Source organism: Streptomyces sp. R302 (assembly GCF_012927245.1).
GTDB lineage: Bacteria > Actinomycetota > Actinomycetes > Streptomycetales > Streptomycetaceae > Streptomyces.
Window position 1 is genome coordinate 131,241 of record NZ_JABBGE010000014.1, and the last position, 16,488, is coordinate 147,728.

At 73.4% G+C, this 16,488-nt stretch carries 11 protein-coding genes; 3 read left to right on the plus strand and 8 right to left on the minus strand.

All coding sequences use genetic code 11. The features are described 5' to 3' along the window. Positions 1-103: 103 nt before the first annotated feature. Positions 104-610: a transcriptional regulator NrdR gene (gene nrdR, locus HHL19_RS33585; RefSeq protein WP_169094169.1), complete on the minus strand. Its 507-nt coding sequence runs from the start codon at positions 608-610 to the stop codon at positions 104-106. 446 nt (positions 611-1,056) lie between these two features. On the opposite strand from nrdR, the gene lexA reads away from it, so the two are divergent. Beyond that, entirely contained in the window at positions 1,057-1,845 is a 789-nt protein-coding gene (lexA, locus tag HHL19_RS33590) for a transcriptional repressor LexA (RefSeq protein WP_031010805.1), read from the plus strand. 133 nt (positions 1,846-1,978) lie between these two features. Here the strand turns inward: lexA and HHL19_RS33595 are convergent, their stop codons facing one another. The 5 genes from HHL19_RS33595 to HHL19_RS33615 all read right to left on the minus strand — a co-directional run bounded on the left by HHL19_RS33595 (position 1,979) and on the right by HHL19_RS33615 (position 10,192). Continuing rightward, entirely contained in the window at positions 1,979-3,952 is a 1,974-nt protein-coding gene (locus tag HHL19_RS33595; protein ID WP_169094170.1) for an ATP-dependent DNA helicase, read from the minus strand. A gap of 62 nt (positions 3,953-4,014) precedes the next feature. Continuing rightward, positions 4,015-5,772, minus strand: a complete 1,758-nt coding sequence (locus tag HHL19_RS33600) for an IucA/IucC family siderophore biosynthesis protein (RefSeq protein ID WP_169094232.1) — start codon at positions 5,770-5,772, stop codon at positions 4,015-4,017. 198 nt (positions 5,773-5,970) lie between these two features. After that, the gene (locus HHL19_RS33605; protein WP_169094171.1) at positions 5,971-6,795 is read right to left on the minus strand and encodes a GNAT family N-acetyltransferase; all 825 of its coding nucleotides are present in this window, start codon (positions 6,793-6,795) and stop codon (positions 5,971-5,973) included. A 101-nt stretch (positions 6,796-6,896) separates the two neighbouring features. Beyond that, the gene (locus HHL19_RS33610; RefSeq protein ID WP_346768511.1) at positions 6,897-8,810 is read right to left on the minus strand and encodes an IucA/IucC family protein; all 1,914 of its coding nucleotides are present in this window, start codon (positions 8,808-8,810) and stop codon (positions 6,897-6,899) included. A 38-nt stretch (positions 8,811-8,848) separates the two neighbouring features. After that, the gene (locus HHL19_RS33615) at positions 8,849-10,192 is read right to left on the minus strand and encodes a diaminobutyrate--2-oxoglutarate transaminase family protein (RefSeq protein ID WP_346768518.1); all 1,344 of its coding nucleotides are present in this window, start codon (positions 10,190-10,192) and stop codon (positions 8,849-8,851) included. A gap of 421 nt (positions 10,193-10,613) precedes the next feature. On the opposite strand from HHL19_RS33615, the gene HHL19_RS33620 reads away from it, so the two are divergent. Together HHL19_RS33620 and HHL19_RS33625 are read left to right on the plus strand one after the other, a co-directional pair. Further along, positions 10,614-11,792: a hypothetical protein gene (locus tag HHL19_RS33620; RefSeq protein WP_169094173.1), complete on the plus strand. Its 1,179-nt coding sequence runs from the start codon at positions 10,614-10,616 to the stop codon at positions 11,790-11,792. Between the two features lie 148 nt (positions 11,793-11,940). Further along, complete coding sequence (locus HHL19_RS33625) at positions 11,941-13,113, plus strand: hypothetical protein (RefSeq protein WP_169094174.1); 1,173 nt, start codon at positions 11,941-11,943, stop codon at positions 13,111-13,113. 93 nt (positions 13,114-13,206) lie between these two features. On the opposite strand, the gene hflX is transcribed toward HHL19_RS33625, so the two are convergent. Further along, the gene (gene hflX / locus HHL19_RS33630; RefSeq protein ID WP_169094175.1) at positions 13,207-14,700 is read right to left on the minus strand and encodes a GTPase HflX; all 1,494 of its coding nucleotides are present in this window, start codon (positions 14,698-14,700) and stop codon (positions 13,207-13,209) included. Between the two features lie 140 nt (positions 14,701-14,840). Beyond that, on the minus strand, positions 14,841-16,400 hold the full coding sequence (locus tag HHL19_RS33635) for a M1 family metallopeptidase (protein ID WP_169094176.1): 1,560 nt from the start codon (positions 16,398-16,400) through the stop codon (positions 14,841-14,843). Between the last annotated feature and the right edge of the window lie 88 nt (positions 16,401-16,488).

The window sequence follows — 16,488 nt, forward strand, 5'->3', positions numbered from 1 at the left end:
CGTTCTGTACTGCTTGACCCACGGGTGCCGCACGGGTCACCCGGGGCAGGTCTTCACGGCCGCACGGCGGCCGGTCGCCGGGCCGCGAGGGCCCGGGCCGCCGTCAGTCGGCGGCGCCGGCGGGAACGGGCACCTCGGGGGTGCCGGTCCCGCCGTTCTCAACGGGAGGCCGCTCGCGGAGTTCCGCGATGGCGGCCTCGAAGTCTTCGAGTCCCTCGAAAGCCTTGTACACGGACGCGAAGCGCAGGTACGCGACCAGGTCGAGCTCCCCCAGCGGTCCGAGGATGGCCAGGCCCACGTCGTGCGTGGTCAGCTCGGCACTGCCGGTGGCGCGCACCGCCTCCTCGACCCGCTGGCCGAGCTTGGCCAGGGCGTCCTCGGTGACCGGCCGCCCCTGGCACGCCTTGCGGACGCCGGAGATGACCTTGGTGCGGCTGAAGGGCTCGGTGACGCCGGAGCGCTTGACCACCATCAGCGAACAGGTCTCCACCGTGGTGAAACGGCGGGCGCAGTCGGTGCACTGGCGGCGGCGTCGGATCGACGTGCCGTCATCGGTGGTGCGGCTGTCGACGACCCGGCTGTCGGGGTGCCTGCAGAAGGGGCAGTGCATTGGTTACGACCCTCTCCTCATGGCACGACCGAACAGCCTCGGCCGGCCCGTCAAGGCCCTCGAAGCGACCACCAGCATAGGCGATGGACAGCACCCCGGCAGACCGAGGACCACTATCCCTGGGTGGCCGGTGACATCCAACCACTAGATCTTGGGTTCAGGAGGTTGCGACACCCCCAGCGTGTCGCGGCCGCGTCGCGGCATCCCGGAGCCGCGTGCGCGGCCCGCGGATGGGAGACTGGGAGGGCGCGCCGGAGTCCGGAAACCCAGCGGCGAAGGCTACCGTAAGGGCGGGATCGACCCCCGAGGGCCCACTCCCATACACCCCCACCCGCACACACGTAAGGCAATCTGCGGATTTTCACTCGAACGTGTGTTTGGCGCAACCTTTCGAAAGCTACTACCGTTGTGCCAGCCAGGGAGACCATTCGAGAGGGGCCGACGACGTGACCACCACCGCAGACAGCGCCACCATCACCGCCCAGGACCGCTCCCAGGGCCGACTCGAGCCGGTGCACGCCATGAACGACACAGCCATGAACGGCGAGGAGCCCGGGCGCCCCGCCCGAGCCCTCCCCGGAAGGCCTCCAGGCATCAGGGCCGACAGCTCCGGCCTCACCGACCGCCAGCGCCGGGTCATCGAAGTCATCCGCGATTCGGTCCAGCGACGGGGCTACCCGCCGTCGATGCGCGAGATCGGCCAGGCGGTCGGCCTCTCCAGCACGTCGTCGGTGGCCCACCAGCTGATGGCCCTGGAGCGCAAGGGCTTCCTCCGCCGCGACCCGCACCGCCCCCGGGCGTACGAGGTCCGCGGCTCGGACCAGCCCAGCACCCAGCCCACCGACACCACCGGCAAGCCCGCGGCCTCGTACGTGCCGCTGGTCGGCCGGATCGCGGCCGGCGGCCCCATCCTGGCCGAGGAGTCGGTCGAGGACGTGTTCCCCCTCCCCCGGCAGCTGGTCGGTGACGGCGAGCTCTTCGTCCTCAAGGTCGTCGGCGACTCCATGATCGAGGCCGCCATCTGCGACGGCGACTGGGTCACCGTCCGCCGCCAGCCCGTCGCGGAGAACGGCGACATCGTCGCCGCCATGCTCGACGGCGAGGCCACCGTGAAGCGCTTCAAGCGCGAGGACGGCCACGTCTGGCTGCTCCCGCACAACGCCGCGTACCAGCCCATCCCCGGCGACGAGGCGACGATCCTCGGCAAGGTGGTCGCCGTCCTGCGGCGGGTCTGACCGAGCCCGCCGGCTCCGACCGGGCCCCGGGACCCACTGCGCCGGTCCCGGGGCTCGCTGTACGACCCGTTCTCCTGGCCCGCCTCCGGCCCCGGCACTCCGCCGGGGCCGGAGGCATGTCCGCGCCCCTCGCTCAGGCGCCGTCCGCCTTCGCCTTCGCGTCGATCGCCGCGAGCGACCTGCGCACCTGATTGCGGTCGGTCGTGTACCAGAAGTCGGGCATCGAGGCCTTCAGATAGCTGCCGTACCGGGCGGTGGCCAGGCGCTGGTCCAGTACCGCCACCACGCCCCGGTCGCCGGTCGCACGGACCAGGCGGCCGGCTCCCTGGGCCATCAGCAGCGCCGCGTGCGTCGCCGCCACCGCCATGAAGCCGTTCCCCCCGGCCTCCTCCACCGCCTTCTGGCGTGCGCTCATCAGCGGGTCGTCCGGGCGCGGGAAGGGGATCTTGTCCATGACGACCAGCTGGCAGCTGGCCCCCGGCACGTCCACGCCCTGCCAGAGCGACAGGGTGCCGAAGAGACAGGTCTTCGGGTCGGCCGAGAAGTTCTTGATCAGTTCGCCCAGGGTGTCCTCGCCCTGGAGCAGGATCGGGAACTCGGGGATACGGGTCCGCAGCTCCTCCGCCGCCAGCTGCGCCGCCCGCATCGAGGAGAAGAGGCCGAGGGTGCGGCCGCCGGCCGCCTGGATCAGCTCCGTCAGCTCGTCCAGCATGTCGCCGCGGTCGCCGTCCCTGGCCGGCTTGGCCAGGTGCTTGGCGACGTACATGATCCCCTGCTTCGGGTAGTCGAACGGGGAGCCGACGTCGAGGCCCTTCCAGACCGGGAGGTCGTCCCCGGTGGTGCCCTCGGGCGCGAGGCCCAGCGAGGCGCCCACGCCGTTGAAGTCACCGCCGAGCTTGAGCGTGGCCGAGGCCAGCACGACGGAGCGCTCGGTGAAGAGCTTCTCCCGCAGCAGCCCGGAGACCGACAGCGGCGCGACCCTCAGCGAGGCGCCGAAGCGGTCGTGGCGCTCGTACCAGACCACGTCGTACTCGGAGCCCTGGGTGATCCGCTCGGCGACGCCGTGCACGGTCTCGACCGAAGCCATCGCCTGCTTGCGGACCGCGTCCTCGTCCTGCACCGAGCGGTCCCGGGTGTTCCCGAGGGCGGTGATCACCGCGCGGGCCGCGTCGCGCAGCGCCGCGAGGGCGTACGCCAGGTCCTCGGGGATCTTCTCCAGGCGGCCCGGCAGGGCGAGCTCCATGACCCGCTCGAAGCCCTCCGCGGCGGTCTGGAGCTCGTCGGCGACCTTCTCGTCCACCAGCTTGGCGGCCCGGCGCACCGCCCGGTTCACCTGGCCCGGGGTGAGCTCGCCGGTGGCCACGCCGGTGACCCGGGAGACCAGCTCGTGCGCCTCGTCGACGATCAGGACCTCGTGCTGCGGCAGCACGGGGGCGCCCTCGATCGCGTCGATGGCGAGCAGGGCGTGGTTGGTGACGACGACGTCGGCGAGCTTGGCGCGCTCACGGGCGGCCTCGGCGAAGCACTCCGCCCCGTACGCGCACTTGCTCGCGCCGAGGCACTCCCGGGAGGAGACCGACACCTGGCCCCAGGCCCGGTCGGAGACGCCGGGCGTCAGGTCGTCCCGGTCGCCGGTCTCCGTCTCGTCCGCCCAGTCGCGCAGCCGGATCAGGTCCTGGCCCAGCTTGCTGGTCGGCGCGGCCGCCTCGAAGGGGTCGAAGAGGCCCTCCTCCTCGTCCTGCGGCACCCCCTCGTGGAGCCGGTGCAGGCACAGGTAGTTCGATCGGCCCTTGAGCATGGCGAACTGGGGGCGGCGGCGCAGCTGCGGGTGGAGCGCCTCGACCGTCCTCGGCAGGTCGCGCTCGACGAGCTGGCGCTGGAGCGCCAGCGTGGCCGTGGCCACCACCACTCTCTCCCCGTGCGCGAGCGCCGGCACGAGATAGCCGAGCGACTTTCCGGTGCCGGTGCCCGCCTGGACGAGCAGGTGGGAGTTGTCGTCGATGGCCTCGGCCACGGCCTCGGCCATGGTGACCTGGCCGGGGCGCTCCGTGCCGCCGACGGCGGCGACGGCGGCGTGGAGGAGGTCGGGGAGGGATGGCTTCGTCATAGCGTTCCCAGCCTACGGGTCCGCACCGACAGCGGGCGCACTCCCGGGAGCACCGCCCGGGATCACGCGAGGGGGTTGGGGACGGTGCCGTGGACGGCGGCGTGGGGGCGGTCGGAGCGGTCGCGGTAGCCGTCCATGTGCAGCCGGTTGCGGTTGAGGCAGAGTCGTTCGATCCGGGGCGTGAGCAGGTCGAACAGCTCGAACCGGTCCTTCAGCTCGGGGAAGCGTTCCTGGTGGCGGAGGATCTCGGCGCGGACGAGGGCCCAGAAGTCCGCCTCGGGGACGTCGAGTTGCTCCTCGCACAGCGGGGCGAGGTAGCGGAAGACGCCGACGAAGAGCCCCGAATGGATGAACTGGGTGAGGAAGCCGGGGTCCTCGGTGAGGAGGACGGCGCGGACGTCGTCGGGCATCGTCGCGTGCTCGGGGAGCGGGTGGGCGCTGATGTTGACGTCGTCGACGAAGTCCTTGATCGCCAGGCGGACGGGGACGTCCTGCTCGTCGTAGACGACGATCGCGTTCTCGCCGTGCGGGGAGAAGACGGTGCCGTAGCGGTAGAGGAAGTGGAGCAGCGGCGGCAGCAGGGCGGCGAAGAGGTGCCGGAGCCAGACGGCGGGGGCCAGGCCGGAGCGCTCGACGAGTTCGGCGACGAAGGCGCGGCCCTCGGGGTCGGTGTGGAGCAGGGAGGCGAGGGTGCGGGCGCGCTCGCCGGGCGGCAGCCGGAGGGGCTCGCGCCAGATCGCGCCGAGCAGTTCCTTGTACTGGTACGGGACTTCGGGCAGCCGGTCGTAGAGGGGGTGCTCGACGGTGACGGAGGCGACCTCGCCGAGGAGGACGACTCCGCACTCCTCGCGGAGGAAGGGGTCGGCGTCGCGCAGGCCGTGGACCCAGGCGGTGACGGCGGGGGCGGCGAGGGTGCGCTCGGTGGGGAGGCCGCGCCAGACGAGGGTGTTGAGCACGGAGAGCGGCAGTTTGACGGTGTGCCGGTCGGGGCGGCTGGTGTTGACGAAGGTGCGGATGGACTGCTGCGGCAGGCGGAGGTCGGCGTCGGCGGGGAGCGGGACGATGGCGCCGGAGGCGATGGCGGGGGCGTACAGCGGGAGCAGGATCTCGTCCCACTGCCAGGGGTGGACGGGGAGCAGCAGGTACGCCTCCGGGTCGAGGCCCCTGGCGGTGAGCCGGGCGCGGAAGGCGTCGAGGACGGCTGCGTCGAGCTCGCCGGCGTAGAGGCACTCGGGTGTGGCGAGTCCCGCGACGCCGCGGTAGGCGGCGATGCGGTTGCTGACCGCGATCCACGGGAGCCGGGTGGCGCGGCGGGCCTCGGGGGCCCAGCGGGCCGCGTCGCCGGCGGAGAAGCCGATGCGGCCCTTGTTGAGGACGAGCCAGGGGTGGCCGGTCTGGTGCCCTTCGAGTTCGGCGTAGGGCAGGTCGGCGAGGCGGTCCGCGGTGAGGGCGGTGTGGTCGAGGCGGGCCTCGGCGGCGAGGGTGGTGGAGAGCTCGCGGATGAGGTGGCCGAGGGTGGCGCCGTCGAGGCCGAGGATCCGGCGGGCGCGGACGAGCAGGTCGAGGGGGTCGGTCAGCGGGCGGCCGTCGTGGGTGATCGTGCCGGGGTCGACGCGCCAGCTGTCGTAGGCGCCCCGGCGGGCGGTGAAGGCGAGGGGGGTGCCGTCGTCGAGGGCGAGGACGTACCGGCCGGGGGTGTCGGGGCCCGCGGCGACGGGTTCGAGGATCTCCTCGTAGGCGAACTCGCCGAGGGCCTTGGCGAGGGTGCGGGCGCCCGCGCGGGCCCAGGCGGTGGGGTTGAGCTCGGGCGGCGCGAGCAGTTCGGGGGCGGACGCGGCGGTCGCCGCGGGCCGTCCGGAGGCGTGGGGTGCTCCGGAGTCGTGGCGTGCTCCGGAGGCATGGGGTGCTCCGGATTCGTGAGGTGCTCCGGATTCGTGGGGTGCTGGGGACGTCGTCACAAGGACTCCTCGAAGGGGGAACCGCTGTGGGGCGAGCGGTGTATCAAGGGCAGGGGTGGTTCACAGAACGTGCCGGAGGGCCCGGTCTCGGATCATGAGCGCGGCCCGTTTGTCGGGTAGGTCGATCTCCGCCGCGTAGCGGAATCCGGCGCTGAGGAAGGCCGAGACGGAGGGGGTGTTGCGGATGTCGGGTTCGGCGACGACGCGGGTGCAGCGGGGACGGTGGTCGAGGACGAGGTCGGCGACGGCCCGCAGGAGTGCGGTGCCGACGCCGCGGCCGCGGTCCGCGACGCCGCCGAGGAGGAGATGGACGCCCGTGTCGTGCGGCAGGGCCGGGTAGGCGCGGGCGAGCGGGTCGAGGTCGGCCCGGTAGATCTCGAAGTAGCTCATCGGGGTGGAGTCGAGGACGCCGAGGCAGGGGACGCTGCGGCCGTCGCCTTCGAGCTGGGCGCGGACGTGGTCGGCGGTGACGGCGTCGGGCCCGGCGAGTTCCCAGAAGGCGGCGACGGCGGGGTCGTTCATCCAGCGCGTGAGCAGAGGCAGGTCGCGCTCCGGACGGACGGGGACGAGCCGGAAGTCGCCGAAGCGGGTGGCCGCCGGTGCCCAGGAGGCGACCGAGTCGAGCAGGTCGCCGTCGAGGCGACGGTCGACGGCGGTGCCGATGCCGGTGCCAGGGCCGGGGTCGGGGCCAGGTCCGGGTCCTGGCCATGGCCCTGGTCCGGGGCCAGGGCCGGGGCCGGTGCGGTCCCGCGCGAGGAGAGCGAGGAGGTCGGCGACGCGGAGGTCGAGGGTGTCGTCGCCCGCCGCGGCGTCGGCCGGTTCGGTGGGCGGATGGGCGGTGGCCGGGGTGCCGGCGTCGTGTCTGTGGTCCGGGTGTATGGACATGAGACGGGTCCTCCGTGGGTCGGGGGCGTCCCCTCGGTGGATGGTCGGGGGACGCGCCGGTGGGCGGGGGCGGGGGGCGGCCGGGCGGGCCGCCGGGGCGTTCAGGCGCGGAGGGGGTTGGTGATCGTGACGTAGACGGACTGGGTGTCGACGGGACCGACGAGCTCGTCGAGGCCGTGCAGGCGGGTGAGGAGGTTGGCCTTGCTGCGGAGGGTGGCGGCTTCGAGGAGGCGGTGCGGGAGGGGCGAGCCGAGGCCGGTGGCGGAGGTGAGGAAGGACCGGAAGGCGGCGAGGAGGATCCGCTCGTCGGCGAGGTGCTGGGCACCGAAGGCGCCGATCAGGCCGAGGACGTTGTTGATGCCGAGGTAGTAGGCGAAGCGCTCGTCCGTGACCTGGTCGGAGACGAAGGTGTCGCTGTGGGCGCCGATGCCGGGGAGGCGGCTCTCCAGCTCGGCCCGGTGGGACTCCCGGAAGTAGTAGCCCTGGTTGTCGCGGTAGCGGCCGCCGACGGGCCAGCCGTCGGGGTCGAGCAGGACGAGGGTGTTCTGCTGATGGGCCTCCAGGGCGATGCCGGCGTGGCCGTCGAGCCAGAGGACGGGGCGGACAACCTGGTCCAGGTAGCGGAGGAACCACTCGGCGGAGACCGCAGCGACGGGACGGCCCGTACGGCCGGCGAGGCGGTCGACGAGGTCGGCGAGGCGGGAGCCCATGCCGGTGGCCCCGGGCCGGGGGCGGGGGGCCGTGAGGGCCGCGAGGCAGACGGCGTCGTCGCCGGGGCCGAAGGGGTTGTGCCGGATCATCAGGTCGAGCCCGGGGACGGGGGTCCCGTCGGGGGCGTCGACGGCGAGCCAGGCGGGGTCGCGGACGATGTCGAAGCCGGGGTGGGCGGCCTGCCACTCGTCGACGAGGCCGGTGCGCAGCAGGCGGTGGACCTCGACGCCCCGGTGGAGCTCCTTGCGGAGGTTCTCGCGGCGGGAGTTGGTGATGCGCAGGCCGAGGGAGAGCTTGAGCATGGCGCGGGCGCCGGGGCGGTGGACGGTGCGGACGGAGGAGGTGGGGTGCCAGTGGCTGCCGTGGGACCCCAGGTCGTGGAGGAGGCCCTGGTCGAGGAGGTCGCGGACGTCGGGGCGGTGGAGGAGTTCGCGGGCCTGCCAGGGGTGCAGGGGCAGGGGGGCGGTGCCGGCGGGGTGGGCGAGGCCTTCGGCGAGGCCGGCGGCGAGCTGCTCGGCGGTGACGGGGCGGCCCTGCTCGGTCCAGGCGGAGTCGGAGGCGAGGAGGGTCTGGTCGACGGCGAACCAGTGGAGGGGGAAGGCGCCGTGGAGTTCGGGCGAGTAGAGGCGGGACTCGGCCTCGGAGAGGCCCTCGCGGCTCTTGGGGGTGGGGTGGAGCGGGTGGCCGAGGAGGAGGGACTGCTCGGCGGCGAGGAAGAGGTCGGCGTCGGGACGGGGCCGGGGGTCGCGGCGGCGGGCGGCGAGGAAGTCGGCGGTGCGGCGGGCGGAGTCGGCGACGCGGCCGACGAGTTCGGTGGCCTCGGGGCGGCCGGTCTCGCGGCTGAGGAGGGCGGCGAGGGTGACGGCGTCGACGGCCGGGGCCGTGGAGGGGAGACCTTCCAGGGTGGGGGTGCCGAAGCGGTGCCAGCCGGTGGGCGACCAGTAGGCGACGGGGACGAGGAGGGCGGTGCCGCTGGCGTCGAGGGGGATGCGGAGGGTGGAGGTGCCGGGGGCGGGGAGGTTCTTCTCGCGGACCCAGCAGCGGAGGAGGTTCTCCAGGGCGGCGGCGTCGGCGGCCCGCTGCGGGTCCGGGTCGTCGAGTGGGTCGGCGGCAGAGGCCGCAGAGGCGACGGAGGCCGCAGAGGCGCCGGGTACGCCGGGGCGGTCGCCGGCCGGGGCCTCTCCGGGGCGGGACGGCCGGAGGGGCGCGGGGCCGGTGTGCTGGCGCGGGACCGTGGATTCCTCGGCGTCGGGGTGGGTCGCGGTCGCGGTCGCGGTCAGCTGGGAGGTGGGGGTGGCGTTCACGCGGGTTTCCTTGGGGAGGGGGCCGGGGGCGGTCCGGGTCAGTGGGACGGTCCGGGGGCGGGCCGGTGGGGGGCGGGCGGCCGGGGGACGTGGCCCCGTTCGGCGGCGGCGAGTGCGTCGGCGAAGCGGTCGAGGACGGCGGTGGCCTGCTCGTCGGTGAGGGTAAGCGGGGGGAGGAGCCGTACGACGGCGGAGTGGCGGCCGCCGAGCTCGACGATGAGGCCGCGGGCGAGGCACTCCTCCCGGACGGCGCGGGCGAGGGCCGGGGCGGCGGGCGGGACCGGATCGTCGGGACCCGCGGCCTCGGGGTCGACGAGCTCGACGCCGATCATGAGGCCGCGGCCGCGGACGTCGCCGACGCAGGGGTGGGCGGCCTGGAGGCCCTGGAGGCGGCCGAGCATGTGGGCGCCGAGGGTGGCGGCCCGGTCGGCGAGCCGGTTCTCGCGGACGTACGCGAGGGTGGCGGTGCCGGCGGCCATGGCGAGCTGGTTGCCGCGGAAGGTGCCGGCGTGGGCGCCGGGTTCCCAGGCGTCGAGCCCGGAGCGGTACACGACGACGGCGAGCGGGAGGGAGCCGCCGATGGCCTTGGAGAGGACCATCACGTCGGGGACGACGCCGCTGTGTTCGACGGCCCAGAAGGCGCCGGTGCGCCCGACGCCGGTCTGGACCTCGTCGACGACGAGGGGAATGGAGTGCCGGGCGGTGATGCTCCGCATGCGGCGCAGCCAGGCGTCGGGGGCGGGGAGGACGCCGCCTTCGCCCTGGACGGCCTCCACGATCATTCCGGCGGGGGTGGTGACGCCGCTCTTGGGGTCGTCGAGGAGGGACTCGGTCCAGCGGGCGGAGAGTTCCGCGCCGCGCTCGCCGCCGACGCCGTAGGGGCAGCGGTACGACTGCGGGTACGGGAGGCGGGTGACGCGGACGTCCTCGGCGCCGCCGGAGACGGCGAGGGCCCCGGCGGTCATCCCGTGGTAGGCGCCGGTGAAGGCGAAGAGGCCGCGGCGTCCGGTGGCGGTGCGGACCAGCTTCAGGGCGGCCTCGACGGCGTCGGTGCCGGCGGGTCCGCAGAACTGGACGCGGGCGTCGGCGGCGAGCTCCGGGGGGAGGGTGGCGAAGAGCTCGGAGGTGAAGGCGTCCTTGACGGGGGTCGCGAGGTCGAGGACGTGGAGGGGGGCGCCGGAGTCCAGGACCTTGCGGATGGCTTCGAGGACGACCGGGTGGTTGTGGCCGAGCGCGAGGGTGCCGGCACCGGAAAGGCAGTCGAGGTAGCGGCGGCCGTCGGCGCCCTCGATGGTCACGCCGCGGGCCCGGACCGGGACGATCGGCAGCGAGCGGGCATAGGTGCGGGCGGCGGACTCGCGCTGGGCCTGCCGCCGCAGGATCGCCTCGTACCCGCCGCCCGCCGCAGTCCCGTACCCCCGCCGGGTGGGGGCGGCGGCTGAAGCTGATTCGGTAACGGCCACGGCTCGGAGTCCTCCCGCGATAACGGTTGCGTTGCACATCGGCGGGGCGTCCGGACGTGCTCAAAGGCCGCTCCGAGCACCGCCGTTGCATCCCCGTCCGTACCAACGACGGGAACTGCCGGGGAACACGGGCCGGAGGCAAGATCCTTGGCGTGTCCCGGATCACGGCATGACAACGGCCGCACCGGCTCCGGAACCGGCGGCGGGGCGCGTACCGTCCCCTCCGGCACCGGCATAGTGGGGGCCGTCGTTCCCACGTCCGGTCGGACGCGTGTGCGGCCGATGCCCGGAAATGCACCAGTTAATGCACCAGTTGACGTAGTCCCAGGGGGATCACGAGATGCGATCGATTCGTCCGCTGCTGACGGCGGCGTCCGCCGTCGCGGCGCTGACGCTCACCGCGACGGCCTGCGGCCCGAGCGAGGAGAACGCAGGAGACAAGCCCAGCGCGCCGGTGAGCGAGAACCCGGTCGACAAGATCAAGATTCCGGAGGACCTGAAGCAGAAGCTGAAGGACCACGGGATCGATCTCGACAAGTGGCGCGACGGCGAGTGGAAGAACTGGGACAAGGACAAGTGGCTCCGCGAGGCGAAGGACTTCGTCAACCCGATCATCGAGGACCTCTGGGACCCGGACCGGATGCGGGACGCCGAGCGCCCTGAGCCGCGCCCGGTCGAGGAGGAGGACATCTCCGGTGACGAGGGCGTCACCGACCCGACCCCGGACCCGGTGAAGGCGAAGGCGGTGCCGGCGAAGTACCACGCGAACTCGCCCGCGTCCGGCAAGGTGTTCTTCGACGGTCCCGACGGTTCGATGGTCTGCTCGGCCACCGTGGTGAAGGACCCGGCGCACCCGGGCAAGTCCAACCTGGTGTGGACGGCCGGCCACTGCGTCCACAAGGGCAAGGAGGGCGGCTGGTACCGCAACATCGCCTTCGTCCCCTCCTACAACGACGCCGCGATGAAGACCTCGGCGCTGGAGAAGGCGACGCGCGAGCAGATCGCCCCGTACGGCGTGTGGTGGGCGGACTGGGTGAAGACCTCCGACGAGTGGATCGCGCAGGGCGCCTCCACCGGCGGCGCGGGCGCCCCGTACGACTTCGCGGTCATCCAGGTCACCCCGGAGAAGGGGTCTTCCGGAAAGTCCCTGGAGGAGACGGTCGGTACGGCCCTGCCGGTCGAGTTCAACGCCCCGGCGGTGCCGAAGATCAAGGCCATGACGGCGACCGGCTACCCGGCGGCGCCGCCGTTCGACGGCCAGAAGATGTTCCGGTGCACGGACAAGCCGGGCCGGCTCTCGCTGAAGGCGGAGCAGCCGACGATGTACCGCATCGGCTGCACGATGACGGCCGGTTCGTCCGGCGGCGGCTGGGTCGCGCAGGGGCAGGACGGGAAGCCGGCGCTGGTGTCGAACACCTCGATCGGCCCGTCGACGGCCGGCTGGCTGGCGGGTCCGCGCCTCGGCCCCGAGGCCAAGGCGATCTTCGACGAGGTCAGCAAGAAGTACGCGGGACAGTAGGCCCGTTCGGGCGCGGGGCCGGGGGCGGGGCGGGACGCCTCCGGCCCCGCGGTCCGGCATACTGTGCACCAGCAAATGACGTGCTCATGGCAATGCATGCAAGGCGTTGCCGGGAGCGAGAGACACCTTCACGGGGGAACTCGAACACATGCGTTCTGTACGGCTCATACCCGCCGCTCTCGGCGTGGCGACGGCGCTCGCGCTGACCGCCACGGCCTGCGGCCCCACCGAGACGCCGGCCACGGACAAGCCGACCGGGGCGACGAGCAGCTCCGCGCCCGCCACCGAGGGCGAAGGCGGCTCGGACGACCTCGCCGGAGGACTCGCCGACAAGCTCAAGAACCACGGCATCGACATCGACCGGTGGAAGGACGGCGAGTGGAAGAACTGGGACACCAGCACCTGGCTCCGTGAGGCCGAGGACTTCGTCAACCCGGTCATCGAGGACCTGTGGGACCCGGCGCGCATGCAGTCGGCGAAGAGCCCGGACCCGACGATCACCGCGCAGGCCGGGGCCTCCGGCTCGGACCCGGTGCCGCGGCCGGTGACGGCCCAGCGGGAGAAGACGCCGTACCACCGCCACGCCGCCCCCGTCGGCAAGATCTTCTTCGACTCGCCCCAGGGTTCGATGGTCTGCTCGGGCACGATCGTGAAGGACCCGCGCCGGCCCGGGAAGTCCAACCTGGTGTGGACGGCCGGGCACTGCGTCCACGCGGGCAAGCGCGGCGGCTGGTACCGCAACATCACCTTCGTCCCCGCCTACAACGACCAGGGCAAGTCCCCCTCCGCCCTGCGCAAGGCACGGGCGCACGAGATCTACCCGTACGGCCAGTACTGGGCCGACTGGGCGGTGACCTCGGGCGAGTGGATCCAGCGCGGCGGGACGCAGCAGGCGTGGCCGTACGACTACGCCGTCCTGCACGTGAAGCCGCAGCGCGGCAAGAAGTCGCTCGAGGAGACCGTCGGCGCGGCGCTGCCGGTCGACTTCTCCGCGCCCGCGCCCGCCCGGGCCGGGACCGTGGGCGCCTGGGGCTACCCGCAGGCGGCTCCGTACAACGGCGTGATCATGCACAAGTGCCTGGACCGGCCGACCCGGCTCACGACGGCTCCGGCGACCCCGGTCATGTACCGGATCGGCTGCACGATGACGGCGGGTTCGTCGGGCGGCGGCTGGTTCCGGGTGCTGCCGGGCGGGAAGACGGCGCTGGTGTCGAACACCTCGATCGGCCCGGCGGGCGGCCGCGGCTGGCTGGCCGGTCCGCAGCTGGGCCGGGGCGCCAAGGGCGCGTACGACATGGTCAGCAAGAAGTTCGCCCGCTGACCGGAGCGGAAGAACGCTGACCGCAGCGAAGGAAACGGGCGCCGGCCCCCTCCCGTGGTCGGGAGGGGGCCGGCGCCTTCGTACGGTCCGGGCTCAGTGCGCGGCGGGGACGTACGGCGCGAGCGCCGCCGCCAGTTCCTCGTGCACCCGGGCCTTGACCAGGGTGCCCTCCGGGGTGTGCTCCTCGGAGAGCATCTCGCCCTCGGCGTGGACGCGGGAGACGAGACCGCCCTGCGTGTACGGCAGGAGGACCTCGATCTCCACCTCCGGGCGCGGCAGCTCGCGGTCGATCAGGGCGAGCAGCTCCTCGATGCCCTCGCCCGAGCGGGCGGAGACGGCCATGGAGTGCTTCTCGACGCGGAGCAGCCGCTGGAGGACCAGCGGGTCGGCCGCGTCGGCCTTGTTGATGATCACGATCTCCGGCACGTTCACCGCGCCGACGTCGCGGAAGACCTCGCGGACGGCGGCCAGCTGCTCCTCCGGGACGGGGTGCGAGCCGTCCACCACGTGCAGGATGAGGTCGGCGTCGGCGACCTCCTCCATGGTGGAGCGGAAGGCCTCGACCAGGTGGTGCGGCAGGTGCCGGACGAAGCCGACGGTGTCGGCCAGGGTGTAGACCCGGCCGGACGGCGTCTCGGCCCGGCGGACGGTCGGGTCGAGGGTGGCGAACAGGGCGTTCTCCACCAGGACTCCGGCGCCCGTGAGGCGGTTGAGCAGGGAGGACTTGCCGGCGTTGGTGTATCCGGCGATGGCGACCGACGGCACCTTGTTGCGGCGCCGCTCCTGCCGCTTGATGTCGCGGCCGGTCTTCATCTCCGCGATCTCCCGGCGCATCTTCGCCATCTTCTCGCGGATGCGGCGCCGGTCGGTCTCGATCTTGGTCTCACCGGGACCGCGGGTGGCCATGCCGCCACCGCCGCCGCCACCCATCTGCCGGGAGAGCGACTGACCCCAGCCGCGCAGGCGCGGCAGCATGTACTGCATCTGCGCGAGGGCGACCTGTGCCTTGCCCTCTCGGGACTTGGCGTGCTGGGCGAAGATGTCGAGGATCAGGGCGGTCCGGTCGACCACCTTGACCTTGACGACGTCTTCGAGGGCGATGAGCTGGCCGGGGCTGAGCTCGCCGTCGCAGACGACGGTGTCGGCGCCGGTCTCGACGACGATGTCCCGCAGCTCCTGGGCCTTGCCGGAACCGATGAAGGTGGCCGGGTCGGGCTTGTCGCGGCGCTGGATCACGCCGTCGAGGACGAGGGCGCCCGCCGTCTCGGCGAGGGCCGCGAGCTCCGCCAGGGAGTTGTCGGCGTCCTGCACGGTCCCCGAGGTCCAGACGCCGACGAGCACGACGCGCTCCAGGCGCAGCTGCCGGTACTCGACCTCGGTGACGTCCTCGAGCTCGGTGGAGAGGCCGACGACACGCCGCAGGGCCGCGCGCTCGGAGCGGTCGAACTGCTCGCCGTCCCGCGCTCCGTCGATCTCGTGGCTCCAGGCGACGTCCTCTTCCATCAGGGCATCGGCCCGAAGGCTCTCGGTGCGGCGCGACTGCGCGAAGCTCTGCTCGTCCTGGGAAGGGGAAGAAGAGGAGGTCATTGGATCCTTACGTCGGTCGGAACGATGATGTCGGTACAACGTGCGGCGGCTCCGGAAGATTCCCCGAAGGGCTCCGGCCGGCCGCGTCGCCGACCTGAAAATGGTGACACGGCCGCCCCGCGCCCGTCACGCGGGTTTCCTCAGCGGCGCGCGTCCGCCGGCGGGAGGCTGCGCCAGTCCGGGTGCCCGGGCATGGGCGGGGTCTTCTCCCCGTACAGCCAGCCGGCGAAGAAGGCGTCGAGGTCCCGCCCGGAGACCTGCTCCGCGAGGGCCGTGAAGTCGGCGGTGGTGGCGGTGCCGTCCCGGTGGTCGGCGACCCAGCGCCGCTGCAGCCGGTCGAAGGCCTCGGCGCCGATGGTCTCCCGCAGGGCGTGGAGCACGAGCGCGCTGCCGTCGTAGACGACGGGCCGGAAGAGGCTGATCTTCTGCCCGGGCGCGGGCGGGCGGGGCGCCGCCGGGGGCCCGCCGTCGGCGCGCCAGCCGTCGGAGGCGGCGTACGCGGCCTTCATGCGCTTCTCCAGGGACTTGCCGGCCGTCTCGTCGGCGTACAGCGCCTCGTACCAGCTGGCATGCCCCTCGTTGAGCCACAGGTCGGACCAGGTGCGCGGGGAGACGCTGTCGCCGAACCACTGGTGGGCCAACTCGTGGACCATGACCGCGTCGACGTACCACTCGGGGAAGCGGGGGTCGGTGAAGAGGCGCCGTTCGAAGAGCGAGAGGGTCTGGGTCTCCAGCTCGAAGCCGGTGGTGGCGTCGGCGATCAGCACGCCGTACGTCTCGAAGGGGTACGGGCCGACCTTGCCCTCCATCCACTCCAGGTGGCCGGGGGTGCGGCGCAGCCAGGGCTCCATGGTCTCCCGGTCCTGGGCGCGGACCACGTCGCGGACCGGGAGGCCGTGGGGGCCGGTGCGGTGGAGGACGGCGGAGCGGCCGATGGAGACCTGGGCGAGTTCGGTGGCCATGGGGTGGCGGACGCGGTAGGTCCAGGTGGTGGTGGCGCCGTGCTCCGCGCGGTCGACGGGCAGGCCGTTGGCGACGGCCGTCAGCTCGCTCGGGGCGGTGATCCGGAAGGTGAAGGCGGCCTTGTCGGAAGGGTGGTCGTTGGAGGGGAAGACGCGGTGGGCGGCGTCGGCCTGGTTGGCCATGGCGAGTCCGTCGGAGGTGCGCACCCAGCCCCCGTTGGCGGCGGGCCCGCTCGGGTCGCTGGTGTGGCGGACGGTCACGGTGACGGCCTCGCCGGCGTCGATCGGGACGACGGGTGTGACGACCAGGTCCTCGCCGCTGGTCGCGAAGCCGGCCGGTACGCCGTCGACGGTGACGCCGGAGACCGTGCCGTGCGTGAAGTCGAGGTGGAGCCGGTCGAGGTCGGCGGTGGCGAGGGCGTCGACCCGGGTGACGGCGGCGAGCGGCTCGGTGTTCACGCCGGAGTAGGTGAGGTTGATGTCGTACGCGAGGACGTCGTACCCCGGGTTCCCGAGGTACGGGAAGAGCGGGTCGCCGATGCCGAGCGGGGCGGGTGCGGGCACGGCCGCCGCGACCAGTCCGGCGCCGGCGGCGACGAGCCCGGCGGCCCGCAGCCAGGACCTCCGGCGCGGTCGCCGGGGGGTGCCGGGGGCGGGCGGCGTCCCGGTGGCGGGGGTGTCGGTGCCGGGGGTGCCGGTGGTGGAGGCAGGCGGGCGGGGCGGGGAAGTGTGCGCCATGGGCCAGGGCTACCAGTGCCCGGGCCCGCGCCCCGGGCCGACGCGCGCACCCGCCACCCGAAGGTGTCACCCGCGGGCGGGGTCAGAG